This is a genomic window from Limoniibacter endophyticus, from assembly GCF_014652835.1.
Taxonomy (GTDB): Bacteria; Pseudomonadota; Alphaproteobacteria; order Rhizobiales; family Rhizobiaceae; genus Limoniibacter; species Limoniibacter endophyticus.
Genome location: NZ_BMZO01000003.1, coordinates 225496 through 241300, shown reverse-complemented (window position 1 = coordinate 241300; position 15805 = coordinate 225496). Strand labels below are relative to the sequence as shown.

Genomic DNA, 15805 nt, shown 5'->3' with positions numbered 1-15805 from the left:
GCATGACTGGGAGCAGACCGTGGGCGGGGCAGTCCTTGCCGCGCACCCGAACCGGAAAATCCGCGCTCGTAGAGCCGCTGCCGCATCATATCAGCTGTGATGCGCTTCATGTCAGCTTTCGCGCTGACCCGTCCAGGATCATGCATTTTCTGCCACCTGGCCTGGAGCCTCTGGAGGATGGGGCCGGCTGGGTTATGATTGCCGAAATGGCAAAAGTTTCCGCCGACAATCCTGATCGCTTCTTCAGCGACCCTGCCCGCTGCACCTATAATGAGTGCGTGCTCGGGTTCTATTGCCGCTTCGGCGACAGGATTGGTCGTTACAGCGCCCTCGTCTGGGTGGATCGCGACTGGTCGCTGGCCATGGGTGCGATTTTCGGGTGGGGTAAGCGGTTGGCCCAAGTCGATCGCACGCGCCTTCAACTGGCCAATCCTGTTTTCGCGGATCAACCCGTCAGGCTTGGCGGCACGGTGACCCGCTATGGTCAGCCGGTCATTCGTCTTTCCGTTACGCTCGATCAAGACGCCCTCCCACTGGAAGCTTTGCCCGGACATGGCGGATCAACCTTTACCTACCGTTATCTCGCCAGTCCCGGGCCGGACATTGCGGAAGTAGAACAGCTCCTCGAGCTTCCTTTTACAAATGTATCGATGCGCAACATCCGTCCCGGACACGGCGAAATCGAGCTGTTCGACGGCATTGACGAGGAGCTGGGGCAACTTGGGGCGCTCACTGTCACGGGAGCCTTCATATACGAACGTGGCTGGACCACGGATCGCACCGCCCGACTGCTGCACGACTATACAAAGGACGGATCGCCATAAGCGACCAACACCACCATAATAAACGAGGGAACAATGACGCTTTTAACCATGAACCGCCGCAAATTCCTGGTCGGATCGCAGGCTATGGCCCTTGGCGCGCTTCTGCCCGGTATATGTAGTGTCGCCAATGCGCAAGAGCCGGTCGATATGACCTATCTGACACCGTTCGGGTATATTTTCGGCTTTTCCGAGACGCTCTATGGCGATACCTCCGGCATCTTCCGAAAGCATGGCATCAATATCACCATTGAGGGCGGGCGTGGCTCTTCCATGGCGGTTCAGCAGGTGACGGCTGGCAACGCGCTGGTTTCGCGCACTGGTGGCACCGACATGATCAAGGCGTACGCGCGCGACCCCTCTATTGTTGCCATCGGCGAAATCCATCAGCGCGACATCTTCTTCGTCATTTCATCGGAGGAGAAACCGATCTCCAAGCCGGAAGACATGGTCGGCAAAACGATCGGCATCGTTTCGGCCGCTGGCGCCACGGAAAATCTGCTCGACATGATGCTGGTTGCAAAAGATCTGCCAAAGGCCGAGGTGCGTCGCGAGGTTGTCGGCAACGCGCCTGCTGCTTTCCAGCTCATAAAGCAGGGCCGCATCGACGGCTTCATTGCCACCAATGATACAGTTTTTCAGCTCCGTGCGGCCAAGGAACCGATCATTGCCTGGTCAACCGACGACGTCGCACGTTGTCCGGGGCAGGTCTACATAACCTCCAAGGCACAACTGGCGGAAAAGAAGGATGAGATATCTCGTTTCTTCGCCGCGATTTACGAAAGCATCGAGACGATGAACGCGACCAGTGACAAAACGGCAGTGGTCGACAGCATTCTCAGCAAATACCAGCTCTCTGAGGCAAGCGGCCCGGATAAAGGCGTATCGGTCCTGCAAAACACGTTGAACAATTTCAAGCGTTCCTTTGACGTGAAGCTCAAATCCGTCGAAGATGCCTGGACCAGCGCTTATGATCTCATGGTCAAAGCCGAATTGATTCCGGCGCTTGAAGAACGCAACTTCTATGATGACTCCGCCAGAGTCCAGGCGCTGGGGTGATGCCGGGCATAGACCAACCAGCGCTCCTCATCATCGATCCGCAAGTGTCGTTTTGCGACGCTGGCGGGTCTATGGCCAGACAGGGGCGACCGATTGACAGCTTGCGTGCCGCGGCTACCAACTGCGGCAGACTCGCCGACCAAGCGCGCGATGGCGGCGCAATCGTGATCTGGACGCGAATGATCTTCGAAGAAGGCTACGCCGATGGCGGTGAATTGATCAATACCATCCGTCCGGGGCTCGCCAAGATCGGCGCTCTGCTGCGCGGTAGCGGCGACGAATGTTTCTCCGAGGTCGTATGCCCCGCCGCCGACGATCTGATCATCGACAAGAACCGTTTCTCCGCGTTAGTCAATACGTCGCTCGAGGCGATCCTGCGGGAGAAAAACGTCAAACGCGTATTCGTTTGCGGGGTGACGACCTCAATGTGCGTGGAAAGCACTGTGCGCGATCTTGGCCAACGCGATTTCAAGACTTTCGTGGTGCAGGATGCCTGTGCCGACTTCGATGAGCCACGCCATGAAAGCGCGCTTGTGTCTATGGCGTTCGGCTTCGCGCGTCTCATAACGATGAAAGACGCTCAAACAGCTTTGAATGGAAATTCCGATGAGTGATGATTTGCTCGCAACCTCGCCCGTCCCCGTTCGAGCGGGTGCGGCAATCAATCTGACGAATATCGAGCAGCGCTACGGCGGCAAGACGGGCTCGGTTCTCGCCCTGACCGAGGTCAATCTGGACATTGCAAGTGGCGAGTTTCTCGTCCTGCTCGGGCCGTCCGGCTGCGGCAAAACCACCCTTCTTCGTATCATTGCCGGCCTTTTAAAATCGACCAGCGGGGAAGTGAAAATCAATAATGAATCGCTCTGGTCGGACGGACAGCGCAACGACAAGGTGATGCAGGAACTTGGCGTCGTTTTCCAGGATGCCAACATGTTTCCCTGGCTCACCATCCAGGACAATATCGCGTTGCCGTTAAAACTGCGCGGCGTTGGCAAGGAAGAGCGGCGCAAGCGCGCGGCTGAACTTTGCGAACTCGTCGGCATCAAGGGCTTCGAACATCGCTGGCCGCGAGAGCTTTCCGGGGGCATGCGCCAGCGAGCCGCCATAGCTCGGGCGCTTAGCTGTCGCCCACGTCTACTGCTGATGGATGAGCCATTTGGCGCACTCGACGCGATGACGCGCGAACAGATGAACCTCGAATTGCAGCGCATATGGCAGGAGAGTGGCTGCACGATCGTACTCGTCACGCATTCGATCCGGGAGGCCGTTTTTCTGGCCGACCGCGTCCTTCTGCTTTCTCCCCGGCCGGGTCGCATGGATACATTGCGCGAGATTCCAATCGCCCGCCCGCGGAACAGCTATGTGCAATCTTCACCGGAATTCCAGCAGCACGAGCTGGAATTGCGCCGACGTCTCGATACATTTGCCTGAACGGGGAACGATTATGAAAAACAACGCCGCCTGGATCACCACCCCGCTTGTATTGCTCGTGCTGATCGGCATCTGGCAATTCTATGTAACTTCTTTTTCGGTCTCACCCTTCATTCTGCCCTCGCCTGTCGCCGTTGGAAAATCCGTCGTGACGCTGCTTGCCGATCCCCGCACATGGCAGCACACGCTGATCACGCTGACTGAAATAGTAGCCGGGTTCGCGATCGCCGTCATCGTCGGCATTACTTTTGGCGGCTTGCTGGGTAAAAGCCGCTGGCTGGAGCAGACACTCAATCCCCTGATCGTGGGCTTGCAGGTGATGCCGAAGGTTGCGCTGATTCCGCTCTTCATCGTCTGGTTCGGTTTCGGAATGACGTCGAAGATCGTACTCGCGGCTGTTATCTCGTTCTTTCCGATCATGACAAACACGATTCTGGGCATCAAGTCGGTGGAACATGGTCACCGCGACGTGATGCTGGCGCTGAATGCCACGCGTTGGCAGACATTTCGCGACGTCGAACTGCCGAATGCGCTGCCCTTTATCCTTACGGGTATGGAAGTCGGCATTGTCCTGGCCACTATCGGCGCCATCGTGGGCGAATATCTTGGCGGCAGCCAAGGACTGGGTTACATGGCTGTGTCGACACTGAACGCCTTCGACGTGCAGTCGATGTTCGGTGTAATCCTTATTTTGACCGTTCTCGGTTTGATACTATATTTCCTCGTCGTCATGTTGCGTCGCTATCTCACGCCCTGGCACAATGCAGTGGCGGGATCGCGCTAGGCCGTTCAAACAAATCAGTTGGCGGCAGGATCGGCATCGAGATGGCTCCAGACGTCGCCTTCATGGACAAGGTTGATTTTGTACTCGTACATGTCGGGTCGATACAGCGCTTCGATATATTCTATTTGACGTCCGTTTTTTGAGCGGACGTCGCGCTGCACCCAGAGGAGCGGGCTCGCCAGCTCGACCTGCAATAGCGGCGCGACGATATTGTCTGCCAGTTTACAGGAAATGGTCTGTTCCGCATCTGCGGGTGGAAAACCAATATCGCGGAAGATGGCGAGCAACGGACGTTCGGCCATATCCTCCGGACGATAGTGGTGACCAATGTCCTCCGGCACCCAGGTAGTCAGATAGCTGAAGGGCACCCCTTTGCTGGAGCGTATTCGAACTGATTTTTGAACCACAGACCCGGTTTTGAGATTGAGATGGCGCGCAATATCTGCCGGGGCTGCGACATAGGTGAAGCTCAGAAGCTTAACCTCGGTACGCAAGCCCATTTCGACCAGGTTTTCCAGAAGACCTTGCAGCTTCTCGCTACGCCGCTCTGGCTTCGGCGGACGTACGAAGGTTCCTGCGCCCTGGCGGCGGAAAATTAGCCCCTCGCTTTCCAGCCTGCTCAAGGCACTGCGAATTGTGATCCGCGAGACGTTATGAGCAAGCGTCAGCTCATTCTCGCTGGGCATAGGTGTGCCTTCAGGCCACACGCCTTCCATAATCTTCTGCCTTAAAAGCAGATAGATCTGATGATAGCGGGGCATTGGACTTGCAGTCATATCATTCATGGCTCGCCCTCGACTGTTTCAGGTTCTTTTTTAGCATTGAGAGATGCTGATAGCTTCAGTATGCACGACGAAGGAGCATGCCACCTACGCGTCGAGTGCTGAAAAGTAAATGTCTGCTTCATATGCCGACTGCTCATCTTCAGCGCTGTGCGGGGATCACGCAAAGTACATATTCCTCCGGCAAGAATCATACAGGAACGGCGCCCGGATCGGCTCACGCCGCCGTTGTGCCGCCATCGACGCAAAGGACCTGACCCGTGATGAAGGATGCTGCGTCCGACGCCATGAAGCGGATTGAGGCTGCTACCTCCTCCGGTGTGCCAAAACGGTGAAGCGGGATCGAGGCGAGCAGGCTTTTTGAACGCGTATCATCATTACGGGCAACTTGCGTCATCGGCGTAGCGATCGGCCCTGGCGCCACGGCATTGACGCGAATGTGACGCGATGCAAGTTCAAGCGCCATCGATTTCATCAGGCCATTGACGGCGGCTTTCGACGCCGCATAGGCCGCAGCACGCGGGTGGCCAACAATGCCGATCTGGCTTGAAACGAGAACGATAGACGCGTTGTCGGGCATCAGACGGGCCGCATCCCGAGCAAGCATGAAGCTGGCCGTCAGGTTGATATCAAGCACCTTGCGCCAAACATCGAGCGACGTTTCCAAGGCGGGAGCATGTTCAAAGATACCAGCGCTGGCCACCAGACAGTCCAGACCTCCCATGAGACTTTGGGCCTTCTCGGCAACCGTGGCGCTCCACCCGAAATCCGTCAGGTCGCCGACAAGAACATTTCGCTCCGGAACAGTCGTTGAGGAAACCACCTCTCCCTTTTCCTGCTGAGTACGGACGAGCGCCACGCACTGTCCGCCATCGGCGAGCGCCATTTCGAGAAAGCTGCGCCCGATACCCGAGCCGGAACCTGATATCAGGATTTTTCGGTCGCGCAGATTTGTATTACTTGTCTTGCCTATGAAAGAAGTCATGCTAACTATTCCTCACAAAATTCAGGGGAAGAACAATGTCCGACGAAATGTCTCTGGCCGAACGGCTATCCGAAATTCGCGCCAAACGCGGTTATCTTCTGCCACATCACGGTCTCATGGCGGTGACCTCGCCGAAGCTGCTCGGAGCGTATGACGCGGCCTATACGGCAATGGCACTGGACGACCGCGTTCTCAATCACCACGACCGTGAGTTCGTCTGGCTCGCCGTTTTGATCGCCACTGATGAAGCTGCCGCCACGCATCACATTGCCAAATTCGTCAAGGCGGGAGGCACGGACGACGAGATTGCGGCAGCCCTGTCGCTTGCGGCCGTCGCGCTTGGCTTCAAGGGCTTTCGTTTCGTCGAAAATCATTGGTTGTCGCATCTTCCGAATTTCAAGCCGGAGGAGGTCTATCTCAACGCGATGGCCAATGTCTCGACTGCTGTAAGCCCCCGCCTCCGGCATCTCGCTGCTGCGGCCGTCCACGTCTGCAAGGCGGCCTGGGACGCGCTCGAAATGGAAATCCGCGCCTGCTACCGGGAAGGCGTCGCCGAAGCGGATCTTGCTGAAGCTATGTCGCTTGCCATGTTCCCGGGATCTGTTCCGCACTTCGTCGAAGCCGCAGGCGTGTGGCGCGAGATGATCGTGGCCGGCAAGGTGGAGGCCTCCCCGGCGTTCCATGAATGGGCGATCATGTCCGGGCAAGGCGGGTTCGACGAGGCCTCGAAGCAGCGCTAAGGGGCCTTGGTCCTCCTGGACATTCGCTTCCAATCGGAAAGCTTCATGCGGCATCAAGAATGAACTCCGCTGCACGCTCGGCAATCATCATGGTTGGCGCGTGTGTGTTAGAGCTTGGCATGCGCGGCATGATCGATGCATCGACGATGCGGAGGCCGGAAACTCCGCGTACGCGCAGCTGCGAATCGACCACAGCCAAAGCGTCTGTGCCCATCTTGCAACTGCCGACCGGATGGAAAACCGTGTCCGCATTCTGACGAAGCCAGATCTCGATTTCGCTGTCGGTCTGCACATGCGGGCCGGGCGCAAGCTCGATGCCGCGATACTCGTCGAAGGCTTTCTGAGCGAAAATTTTACGCAAAGCCTTCACGCCCTCGCGCAAGACCCGCACGTCTTCCGGCTCCGACAAATAATTAGGCCGGATGACCGGAGCTGCCAGCGGATCCGCCGAACGCAAGGCGATTTCGCCGGTTGAATGCGGCCGTAGCTGATAGATATTGGCGAAGAATCCATGCCCCTGATAGCTGGTTTTCGCTTTCTTGATGAAAGGCAGGCGCAAGGCAGCCGTGGAAAGACCGGGGAGGAAATGCGACTGCAAGTCCGGTTCTGAAAGCGATGGATCGGATTTGAGAAACGCGCCGCCCTCCAGCGGAAAGGATGATGCCGGGCCGCTCTTCAGAAGAAGCGCCTGAAGAAGCGCACGCGCGGCGCGATCCCCGCGTAGCGTGTCGTAGAGTGTTACGGGTTTGAGACAGACATGTTCTACCCGGGCCAGTAGATGATCCTGCAGATTACGGCCGACACCCTTGAGATCGTGTAGCACGGGAATGCCAACTTCGCTCAACTTGTCAGCATCGCCGATCCCCGAATGCATTAGCGCCGCTGGCGAGTTTACCGTGCCGCAAGAAAGAATAACTTCGCGCTCCGTCAGATAACGTTGCGTCTTCCCATTGATCTGCACGTCGACGCCGATTGCGCGGTCTTTCTCCATTACAACTTTCAGAAGCCGGGCACCGGTCTGAATGGTCAAATTGCTGCGGCGCATAGCCGGATGCAAGAATGCACGCGCCGCGCTCCATCGCTCGCCTTCGAAGGTGGTGAAGTCGTAACGCCCCACCCCTTCTTGCGATGCGCCGTTAAAATCCTCGTTATATGGATGGCCTGCCTGCTGACCTGCGGCAATGAAAGCATCAAAAAGCGGATTTGGCGTATTGGGGCGCGAGATCGGCATTGGCCCTTCCTCGCCATGAAAGTTCGACATCTTTCCCTTGTAGGATTCCGATTTTCTGAAGGCTGGCAGCACCTTATCGAATGACCATTCGGGCATACCCATTTGCGCCCAGCTATCATAGTCAAGCGCGGTGCCGCGCGTGTAGACCATGCCGTTTATGGCCGATGATCCACCAAGCACCTTTCCGCGAGGCCAGAAGATTTTCCGGCCATTCAAGTTCGGCTCGGGATCTGTTTCATAGAACCAGTTCGCATAACGGTTGCGCAGCAGCACCCCCGTCATCAACGGAACACGAAACAGCGGATTCCAATCATTTCCTCCCGCCTCGAGCAGCAATACCCGGTTTCCAGCATTCTCCGAGAGGCGACTGGCGAGCACGCACCCCGCCGAGCCAGCCCCCACGACGATAAAATCGTATTTCACTGTTCCCACTCCGTTGACCTTCAACTTGTCTTTTAGTTATAACAATATAAACACTATAAAAAGAAAAGCCGGCACAACAAGCAAAAAGCATCGAAACGAGGGGTTCGAATGTCGAAGTGCAGTGTTCCAAGCTATCTTGACGGTCAGGTCGCCCTTGTCACCGGTGCAGCCCGTGGCATAGGCGCCGCAACAGCTCGCGCTCTGGCAGAGGTCGGCGCGACGGTGGTGATAGCTGATGTCCTGGATTGCAGACCTGTCGTCGATGCACTTGAGGCAGACGGCCTCAAGGCGTTCGCGCTTAAACTCGATGTAACGGATCGCGAAGGCTGCGCTGAAGCCGTAAACGATATCGTTGCCTCGCATGGCAGCATCGACATCCTGATTGCCAACGCAGGCATCTGTCCGCCCGGCAAGGTAACCGGTAACTGGGAACAATGGGACCATGTCATCGATGTCAATATAAACGGCACCCAGAACTGCGTTGCCGCAGCATGGGAACACATGGTGGCGAACGGCTATGGCCGTATCGTTCTCGTCAGTTCAATGGCTTTCTATCAGGGCGGAGTGATCGTCGGAACCGAGTATTCCGCCTCCAAGGGAGCTGTCGCAGCCATGACACGCCACCTCGCCCGCAATGGTGGCCAACACGGCATTCTTTGCAATGCTGTTGCGCCTGGGGTGATCGCCACAGAGATGACCTCGAGCTTTTCCAAACCGGATGCCAGCGCCATCCCGGTTCGCCGTGTTGGCACGGCGGAGGAAGTCGCTGGTCCGATCCGTTTCCTCTGCAGCCCCGACGCCGCCTACATGACCGGCACTATTCTCAACGTCACCGGCGGCATTGTGCTGGCAGCCTGAAGGAATCGGCATGGATCATCAAAGGGCAAAAGCCGATATCATCATTCAGGAAGCTGCGCTGGAACGCCTGCCGCTCGCTGCGGATACATTGCTTGCACTGGCCCGGCGCATGGTCGAGAGCGCCCCGGCTCCACTTTCCGTCAAGATCGTCGTAGGTCGTCGCACGATCGTGCAGATTTCCGCAGATGGCACGAACAGGGATAACGAACATTTTCTCGATCTCAAGATCAACACTGTCTTCAATTGCGGACATGCCTCACTCTGGTGGTTTCATCATCTGCGTTCGACAGGGCGGACATTGGCAGATGTCGCATGGGCTGATCCGAGCAAAGTGATCGATATGGGGGGTGGCATCCCGCTGCTGCGCGACGGGCAGATCGTGGGCGCAATTGCCGTCTCCGGCCTGCCGCACGAAGACGATCATGCGTTGATCATGAGCAGTCTACAATTCTTTCTGGAGACCTGAGCGAAGCTGAAATCTCCAGTCTGCATGTTTTGAAAACAACCATAACCGGGAACCAAAACGATGACTTTCAATGGGATGATAACACGCCGAAACGCGCTGAAGCTCGCCGGAGCAGCGGGCGCTGCACTTTCCTTTCCAACAATTCTTCGCGCGCAAGCTGCGCCGGAACTGGTGACACTTCGTTCGACCTCGAAATCATGGCTCTGGGCTGCTGAAGATTATGCGACTGCCGGCGGTTTCTTTGAACAAGCAGGCGTCAAGGTTACGTCAAACGCTTCCAATCGCGGCACCAACATCGCGGCCCTTCAGGGCGGTGGTGTCGATATCGTCCTCGGAGATCCGGGCGAGGCGTTGCGTGGTCGTGCCTCAAATCTGAAAATTCGCATCATAGCGTCGATGGTCAATAGATATGCAAGCCACGTCGTCCTGAAAAAAACAGTACTTTCCGAAAAAGGCGTGACGCAGGAATCTCCCCTCGCCGATAAGGTGGCGGCGCTGAAAGGCCTCAAGCTAGGCACGACCGGGCCTGGCGCCGCTCCCGACGCCTTGTTCCGCTACCTTGCCAATGAAGGGGGCCTGGATCCTAATTCGGATTTCCAGCTCGTGCCTGTTCAGGGTGGCGGCCCCGCCGTTCTTGCGGCATTGCAGCAGGGCGTGATTGACGGCTTCTGCCTCTCCTCGCCGACTGCCGACATGGCGGTGGCGCGTCAGGAATGCGATTATCTCTTCCAGATGGTGCTCAATCCTCCACCTTTCATGTCGGAAGTACAGTATATCTGCGCTTCCGCTGGAGAGGAGACCATCGCCAACAAACGCGATGCATTGGTACGCTATTGCAAGGGATTGGCACTTTCCATGCAATCGATCGCGCAGGAACATGACAAGTTCAAAGAGTGGGCAAAAGGCTGGTTCGAGGGCATCGAGCCGCAAATCTTCGATACGGCTTTCAAAAACAACGGCTCGATTTATTTCGACGCTCCTCTACCGCGTGAAGATCTATTTGCGAAGAACATCGAGTTCATCAACATCGTCAACGGCAAGATGGGTGCAGCCCCCCTGCCCGGGTCTCTGGACTTCGCCAGCGTGGTCGACCCATCCATGGCCGACGAAGCCATCAAGGGGCTTTGATCATGCAGGGCGCAATAACAGTCGACAGCGTCGACAAACGCTATGTCGGCCGGGGGCGCGAAACCGTCGCTCTCGATAAGGTTTCCCTGTCGATAGAGCCGGGTGAACTCGTGGCTTTCGTGGGGCCTTCGGGTTGCGGGAAGTCCACGCTGCTCAACATGATTGCCGGGATCATACCGAAGACCTCCGGCAAAATCGTTCATAATGGCAATTCGGTCAACGCGATCAACCGCGACGTGGGCTATCTTACACAGGCAGACAGCGTACTGCCGTGGCGGACGGTGGAGCGCAATGTCGGGCTGCCGCTTGAATATCGCGGCGTGCCAAAGGCCGAGCGTGAGAAAACGGTCGAAGCGATGCTGGAGCTTGTCGAACTTAAAGGGTTCGGGAAAGCTTTCCCACGCGAATTGTCAGGCGGCATGCGCAAGCGTGTCGCGCTGGCGCAGATGCTGGCCTATGGTCCCAACACGCTCTTGATGGACGAGCCGTTTGGTGCCCTTGACGCTCAGCTGAAGCTGATCATGCAGCAGCAGCTTTTGCGTATATGGCAGGAGCAGAAGAAAACCATCGTGTTTGTAACGCATGATCTGTCGGAGGCCATCGCGGTTGCTTCGAGGGTCATCGTGTTTTCGGGACGTCCGGGGCGCATCAAGCATATCGAAAACATCGACATTCCCTACCCGCGGGATGTCTTCAAGGTTCGCTTCCTGCCCGAGTTTGAGAAGGCCTATGACAATCTTTGGAGCGAATTGTCTTCGGAGATTGGCAAGGGCGAGGACCTGTAAGGAGAATGACCATGCAAATGGATGAAAGCGCCGCAATGGGTACATCCGCTCCGGCCAGTCGCTCAAACGCGCTCAAAGCCTACGAGGCAGGCCAGGTCCGACGCAAGCAGATGGTCTTCCTGTCGCAAATTTTGTTTGCCGCCGTATTTCTGTCTTTCTGGGAATGGGCGTCCGGTCGGATCATCGATCCGTTCTTCGTCTCCTCCCCCTCGGCAGTTTTCGGCAAGCTCTATGCCTGGACACTTTCTGGGGAACTCTGGACGCATCTGTCAATCACACTTTACGCAACAGCTTTGGGTTTCCTTATAGGGGCCGCCATCGGTTTTGCTCTCGGCATTCTTTTCGGCAAATTCGCTTTTCTGGCGGAGGTGATGGATCCGTTCATCACGGCTCTCTACTCGATCCCGAAGCTGGCACTCGCTCCCTTGTTCATCATATGGTTCGGTATCGGGATCGAATCCAAGATCGCGGTTTCTGCGTCCATCGTTTTCTTCGTCGTCTTCCTGAACACCTATTCGGGAGTACGTGAAGTCAATCCGCTCTTCATCAATGCGACCAAGATCATGGGAGCATCATCCTGGGCAGTGACCCGCACGGTTATTATTCCTTCGGCGACTGCATGGGTCATCACAGGCCTGAAGGTTTCCGTGCCCTACGCGCTTGTTGGCACAGTCATAGGTGAGTTCATGTCGTCCAATCGCGGCATCGGTTTCATCATTGCTCAGGCCACCGGTCTGTTTGATACGAATTCGGTGTTTGCAGGCATCATCATTCTCGCTTTTGTCGGCGCCCTCATCAATGTCGGCCTGAAGAAAACAGAAGCTCACCTGCTGCGCTGGAAAGACTGACCTTCTCGACAAGACCCGAATGCCCCAATCAATGGATTTGGGGCATTCGCCATCCAGCCTATTGCTTTCCAGGAGATCGCTTGTGTCTATCGAGGAAATCCGCGACCGTATCGAGACGCTACGCCAGGGGCGTGGTTTCCTGCTCCCGCATCATGGAGCCATGGCAACAGCCGCACCCGACCTTCAAGATGGATATTTTCATATGTACCGGGCGCTGACGCAAACGCCCCGCCATCTCACCGGCTTCGAACGCGAAACGATCTGGCTTGCGATCCTCATTGCCGTAAAGGAAGGCGTCGGCACCCATCACGTCGAGCTTTTCTTCAAGGAAAACGGCCGGCAGGAACAGGTGGACCATCTGACCGCGCTGACGGCCTTCGCAATGGGTTCGGAAGCATATGCCTTCATGGACAAGTCCTGGGCTGGCCTTTTTCCGAAACTGAAAGGCGAGAGCGCCTACCTCTCGGCATTCGATGCGCTGATCGAAGAAGGGCTTTTTCCAAGAGAGCTTTGCCATCTGGCTATGGCGGCGCTACATGCTGCCCAGGGGCGTCACTGGGGTCTGTCTGCGCATATCAAGGCCATTTATGCAGCGGGACGGCGTGAGGATGCGCTGGTCGAGGCACTATCGCTGATCATGTGGCCGACAGGCGTAAACCACTTCCTTGATGCCTGTGGCGTCTGGCTTGACATGATGCAGAGCGGGATCATCGAACCGTCCGAGCGCTTCCGCGTATGGGCAGAGACACCGGCGCAAGCAGGCCATACGCCCGCGTCGCCCCACTATTGATGAAGCGTTTCGTCAAGGCTGAAATCCGCCTGCCTGAATCTCTATCCGGAATTTACGCTCTCAAGCGTTGAAATGGCGCGCCCGAAAGGATTCGAACCTCTGACCCCCAGATTCGTAGTCTGGTGCTCTATCCAGCTGAGCTACGGGCGCGCATCGACTGTCTCGCAGTCTTTCAACCGGTAGCGCCAATTCATCAGCGCTGCGTCGGTGAGCAGCTAACTAACGGCTGCAATTTGGAAAAGCAAGGCGCAAAAAGAAAAATTTTGTCGGCATCGTGACAGTTTTCACAGATGCGTCACGAAGCCCAAGGGTGAACCGCGCAAACGCGCGGTTTCAAAAATCAATTCCTTCCTTCCCAGTTTCCGCAAATGCAGCGATCACCCCTCGCCGCGCCCCATGCGCTTGCGCGCCGAGGCGAGATTGACGGGGCGATCGGGGATGGAAAGCATGAAATGCGTGTATCCGGATCGCGATTCCACAAGTTCGATGGTCCCCCCGTGCGCCGTCACCAGCTCATGCGCGATTGCGAGGCCAAGTCCTGTCCCCCCGCTTCGCGCCGAACCGCGGAAAGCGGCAAAGAGATTGTCCCGCGCCTTTTGCGGCAGACCCGGGCCGGTATCGCTGACATGGATACGACACAGACCTCCGTCGCGAGATGCGCCGATTTCGATTCGACGCACCACCGATTTTTCTTCGCTCGTCCCCATGGCTTCGATCGCGTTGCGGGCCAGATTGTTGAGGACACGAAAGAGCTGGTCGGCATCGGCATCGACCTCCAGATCGCCAGGCACAGCGTTGATGAACTCAATATCGCTGCGCGACGGCTCCAGCATCGCCTCCAGCTCGTCCACGAGAACCGACAGGCGCAGACGAAACCGCACCGGTTCATCCTCGCGCGCCGCGCCATACGCCAGAACGCTCTCCGAGTAGGAAACAGCACGGTCAAGCGTGCGCACCAGCTTTGGCGCAAAGCTCTGCACAGCCGGATCACGCACACTGGCGAGACGATCCGACCAAAGCTGGGCGGATGCCAGGACATTGCGCATGTCATGATTGATCTTGGACACGGCAAGCCCGAGATCGGCCAGATGCTTCTGTTCCCCCAGCGTGCGCTGCAGACGCTTCTGCATCTTGGCAAGCTCCTCATGCGCAACGCCGAGCTCGTCACCGCGATCAGGATCAGGGCTCAGAACAGTCGTGGGATCGCTAGGACTTTCCGCGAAATCAAGCATCGAGCGGGTCATGGTACGAATCGGCCGGATCATCAGCTTGTTGATGACGGAGAAGACCAGAACGGCGGTGAACAGGGAGATGGCGAGGGAAAGGAGTGCAACATTGCGCGAATAGACCAGCATCGCCTTGCGCAGCTTTGCATCCGCAACCACGATTTCATAGCCTATGGCGCTATCACCTATATGGCCGGTGACGTGGATGATATTTTCCTTTTTGACGGCCAGCGTGGACAGCGCCTGCCAGACGGACTCGAGTGGCGATATGGCATCGAGCTCCACATGCAGATCAACCGTCGGCGGCTCATTGGCCATGATAAGCAGGCGCGAAGCCTCCCCGTCGCGCAGGCCCACGGCCTTGACGCCGAGGCCGCGCAGAACCTCGTTCTGCACCGCTTGCGAAAGATCCGCACTCTCATCCTGCGACAGGACGACGCCGACCGTTGAGGCCGCGCTGAGACGTTCCTCAAGCCAGCGCAACCGGAAATCCGCGATGGAGGGAATGAAGATCAGAATTTCTGCCAGAAGGACGAAGAGGGCCGTCAGCCACAAAAGCTTGGTGGAAAGACTTCGAGCCCGCGGCACGATGCGACCAGCTGCGGGACGCGGAATTACGCCCCTGCCACCCTCGTCATCCCTGCTATGCTGCGCCTGCTCCATTCGCACCTAATTCCCGCCCAAGCTTTTCTTACCCATAAATGAAGAAGGGAAACCAGCGCACCAAGACACGTTCCCGTCATAGGCTCCTGAAAGCTAGCATTTGCGGCGCGTGACGCAAAGTCTCCACAGGGCGCATCCATTGACTTTGAGCCGCCTCAACTCTATAAGGCGCGCGAACGTTCGGGTGCTCCGCAACGGCTTGGCTTGTCCAGGTCTCAGAGAACCCGACCTTGTTTCACCCAAATGCGATCAATTCAAGAAGGGCCGCACGCCGCGGTAATTAAATAAATGAAGCGCACCTATCAACCTTCCAAGCTTGTCCGCAAGCGTCGTCACGGCTATCGCGCACGCATGGCCACCAAGGGCGGCCGTGCCGTCGTCGCAGCCCGCCGCACCCGCGGCCGCAAGCGTCTGTCCGCGTAAAGCGGAGCGCCGCCGTTGTCGGGAAAACACCCCGAGCGGCTTCGCAAACGAGCGGAGTTTCTAGCTGTCCGGGGCGGTGAAAAACGTCGCGGGCGGCTTTTCCTGCTTGAACTGCGCGATCGCGGCGACGAGAAGCCGGCTCGGGTCGGCTTCACGGTCACGAAAAAGTGCGGCAATGCCGTGCGTCGCAATCGTATTAAACGCCGCTTGAGAGAAGCGGTCCGCCTGTATGCCGCTGACGCAATGGCGGTCGGCGTGGATTATGTGGTCGTAGGCCGATCAGACATTCTCGATGCATCATTCGATGCGCTGGGTGCAGAACTGGCACGACGAATTCGCGAGAAGCGTTAAAGGTCTTCTGG

Annotated in this window: 18 protein-coding genes and 1 tRNA gene; 14 read left to right on the top strand and 5 right to left on the bottom strand. The window is 57.2% G+C overall.

All coding sequences use genetic code 11. The features are described 5' to 3' along the window. Window positions 1–2: 2 nt before the first annotated feature. The 5 genes from IE151_RS05795 to IE151_RS05775 are packed head-to-tail and all read left to right on the top strand — an operon-like array spanning window position 3 to window position 4095. Window positions 3–824, top strand: coding sequence for an acetoacetate decarboxylase family protein (locus IE151_RS05795; protein ID WP_189488842.1), 822 nt, complete (start codon window positions 3–5; stop codon window positions 822–824). A 33-nt stretch (window positions 825–857) separates the two neighbouring features. Next, window positions 858–1880: an ABC transporter substrate-binding protein gene (locus IE151_RS05790; protein WP_189488840.1), complete on the top strand. Its 1023-nt coding sequence runs from the start codon at window positions 858–860 to the stop codon at window positions 1878–1880. Continuing rightward, the gene (locus tag IE151_RS05785) at window positions 1880–2494 is read left to right on the top strand and encodes a cysteine hydrolase family protein (protein ID WP_189488838.1); all 615 of its coding nucleotides are present in this window, start codon (window positions 1880–1882) and stop codon (window positions 2492–2494) included. The genes IE151_RS05790 and IE151_RS05785 overlap by 1 nt, the downstream gene beginning before the upstream one ends. After that, window positions 2487–3311, top strand: a complete 825-nt coding sequence (locus IE151_RS05780; protein WP_189488836.1) for an ABC transporter ATP-binding protein — start codon at window positions 2487–2489, stop codon at window positions 3309–3311. The genes IE151_RS05785 and IE151_RS05780 overlap by 8 nt, the downstream gene beginning before the upstream one ends. 13 nt (window positions 3312–3324) lie before the next feature. Beyond that, window positions 3325–4095 carry an ABC transporter permease gene (locus IE151_RS05775; RefSeq protein WP_189488834.1) on the top strand — a complete coding sequence of 257 codons (771 nt, stop codon included), beginning with the start codon at window positions 3325–3327 and terminating at the stop codon, window positions 4093–4095. 14 nt (window positions 4096–4109) lie between these two features. Here the strand turns inward: IE151_RS05775 and IE151_RS05770 are convergent, their stop codons facing one another. Both IE151_RS05770 and IE151_RS05765 read right to left on the bottom strand, forming a co-directional pair. Then, the gene (locus IE151_RS05770; protein WP_189488832.1) at window positions 4110–4880 is read right to left on the bottom strand and encodes a GntR family transcriptional regulator; all 771 of its coding nucleotides are present in this window, start codon (window positions 4878–4880) and stop codon (window positions 4110–4112) included. A 214-nt stretch (window positions 4881–5094) separates the two neighbouring features. Continuing rightward, a complete protein-coding gene (locus IE151_RS05765; protein ID WP_189488830.1) occupies window positions 5095–5862 on the bottom strand; it encodes an SDR family NAD(P)-dependent oxidoreductase in 768 nt (255 codons plus the stop codon). 35 nt (window positions 5863–5897) lie between these two features. Between IE151_RS05765 and IE151_RS05760 the strand changes: the two genes are divergently transcribed. Then, the gene (locus tag IE151_RS05760; protein ID WP_189488827.1) at window positions 5898–6602 is read left to right on the top strand and encodes a carboxymuconolactone decarboxylase family protein; all 705 of its coding nucleotides are present in this window, start codon (window positions 5898–5900) and stop codon (window positions 6600–6602) included. A gap of 43 nt (window positions 6603–6645) precedes the next feature. On the opposite strand, the gene IE151_RS05755 is transcribed toward IE151_RS05760, so the two are convergent. Beyond that, on the bottom strand, window positions 6646–8256 hold the full coding sequence (locus IE151_RS05755; protein WP_189488825.1) for a GMC family oxidoreductase: 1611 nt from the start codon (window positions 8254–8256) through the stop codon (window positions 6646–6648). Between the two features lie 108 nt (window positions 8257–8364). Between IE151_RS05755 and IE151_RS05750 the strand changes: the two genes are divergently transcribed. The 6 genes from IE151_RS05750 to IE151_RS05725 all read left to right on the top strand — a co-directional run bounded on the left by IE151_RS05750 (window position 8365) and on the right by IE151_RS05725 (window position 13131). Beyond that, window positions 8365–9114, top strand: a complete 750-nt coding sequence (locus IE151_RS05750) for an SDR family NAD(P)-dependent oxidoreductase (protein ID WP_189488823.1) — start codon at window positions 8365–8367, stop codon at window positions 9112–9114. 10 nt (window positions 9115–9124) lie between these two features. Beyond that, window positions 9125–9580, top strand: a complete 456-nt coding sequence (locus IE151_RS05745) for a heme-binding protein (protein ID WP_189488821.1) — start codon at window positions 9125–9127, stop codon at window positions 9578–9580. 60 nt (window positions 9581–9640) lie between these two features. Beyond that, entirely contained in the window at window positions 9641–10708 is a 1068-nt protein-coding gene (locus tag IE151_RS05740) for an ABC transporter substrate-binding protein (protein WP_189489055.1), read from the top strand. Window positions 10709–10710: 2 nt separating this feature from the next. After that, window positions 10711–11493 (top strand): ABC transporter ATP-binding protein, encoded by a 783-nt coding sequence (locus tag IE151_RS05735; protein ID WP_189488819.1) that lies wholly within the window; start codon window positions 10711–10713, stop codon window positions 11491–11493. 11 nt (window positions 11494–11504) lie between these two features. Next, window positions 11505–12341: an ABC transporter permease gene (locus tag IE151_RS05730; RefSeq protein WP_189488817.1), complete on the top strand. Its 837-nt coding sequence runs from the start codon at window positions 11505–11507 to the stop codon at window positions 12339–12341. A gap of 82 nt (window positions 12342–12423) precedes the next feature. Next, window positions 12424–13131 (top strand): hypothetical protein, encoded by a 708-nt coding sequence (locus IE151_RS05725; protein WP_189488815.1) that lies wholly within the window; start codon window positions 12424–12426, stop codon window positions 13129–13131. 73 nt (window positions 13132–13204) lie between these two features. Here IE151_RS05725 and IE151_RS05720 read toward each other — a convergent pair. Next, a tRNA-Arg gene (locus IE151_RS05720) sits at window positions 13205–13281 on the bottom strand. Window positions 13282–13508: 227 nt separating this feature from the next. Continuing rightward, entirely contained in the window at window positions 13509–15020 is a 1512-nt protein-coding gene (locus IE151_RS05715) for a sensor histidine kinase (protein ID WP_189488814.1), read from the bottom strand. Between the two features lie 288 nt (window positions 15021–15308). Between IE151_RS05715 and rpmH the strand changes: the two genes are divergently transcribed. Beyond that, window positions 15309–15443, top strand: a complete 135-nt coding sequence (gene rpmH / locus IE151_RS05710; RefSeq protein WP_189488812.1) for a 50S ribosomal protein L34 — start codon at window positions 15309–15311, stop codon at window positions 15441–15443. Between the two features lie 15 nt (window positions 15444–15458). Beyond that, on the top strand, window positions 15459–15794 hold the full coding sequence (gene rnpA, locus IE151_RS05705; RefSeq protein ID WP_189488810.1) for a ribonuclease P protein component: 336 nt from the start codon (window positions 15459–15461) through the stop codon (window positions 15792–15794). The last annotated feature ends 11 nt before the right edge of the window (window positions 15795–15805 follow it).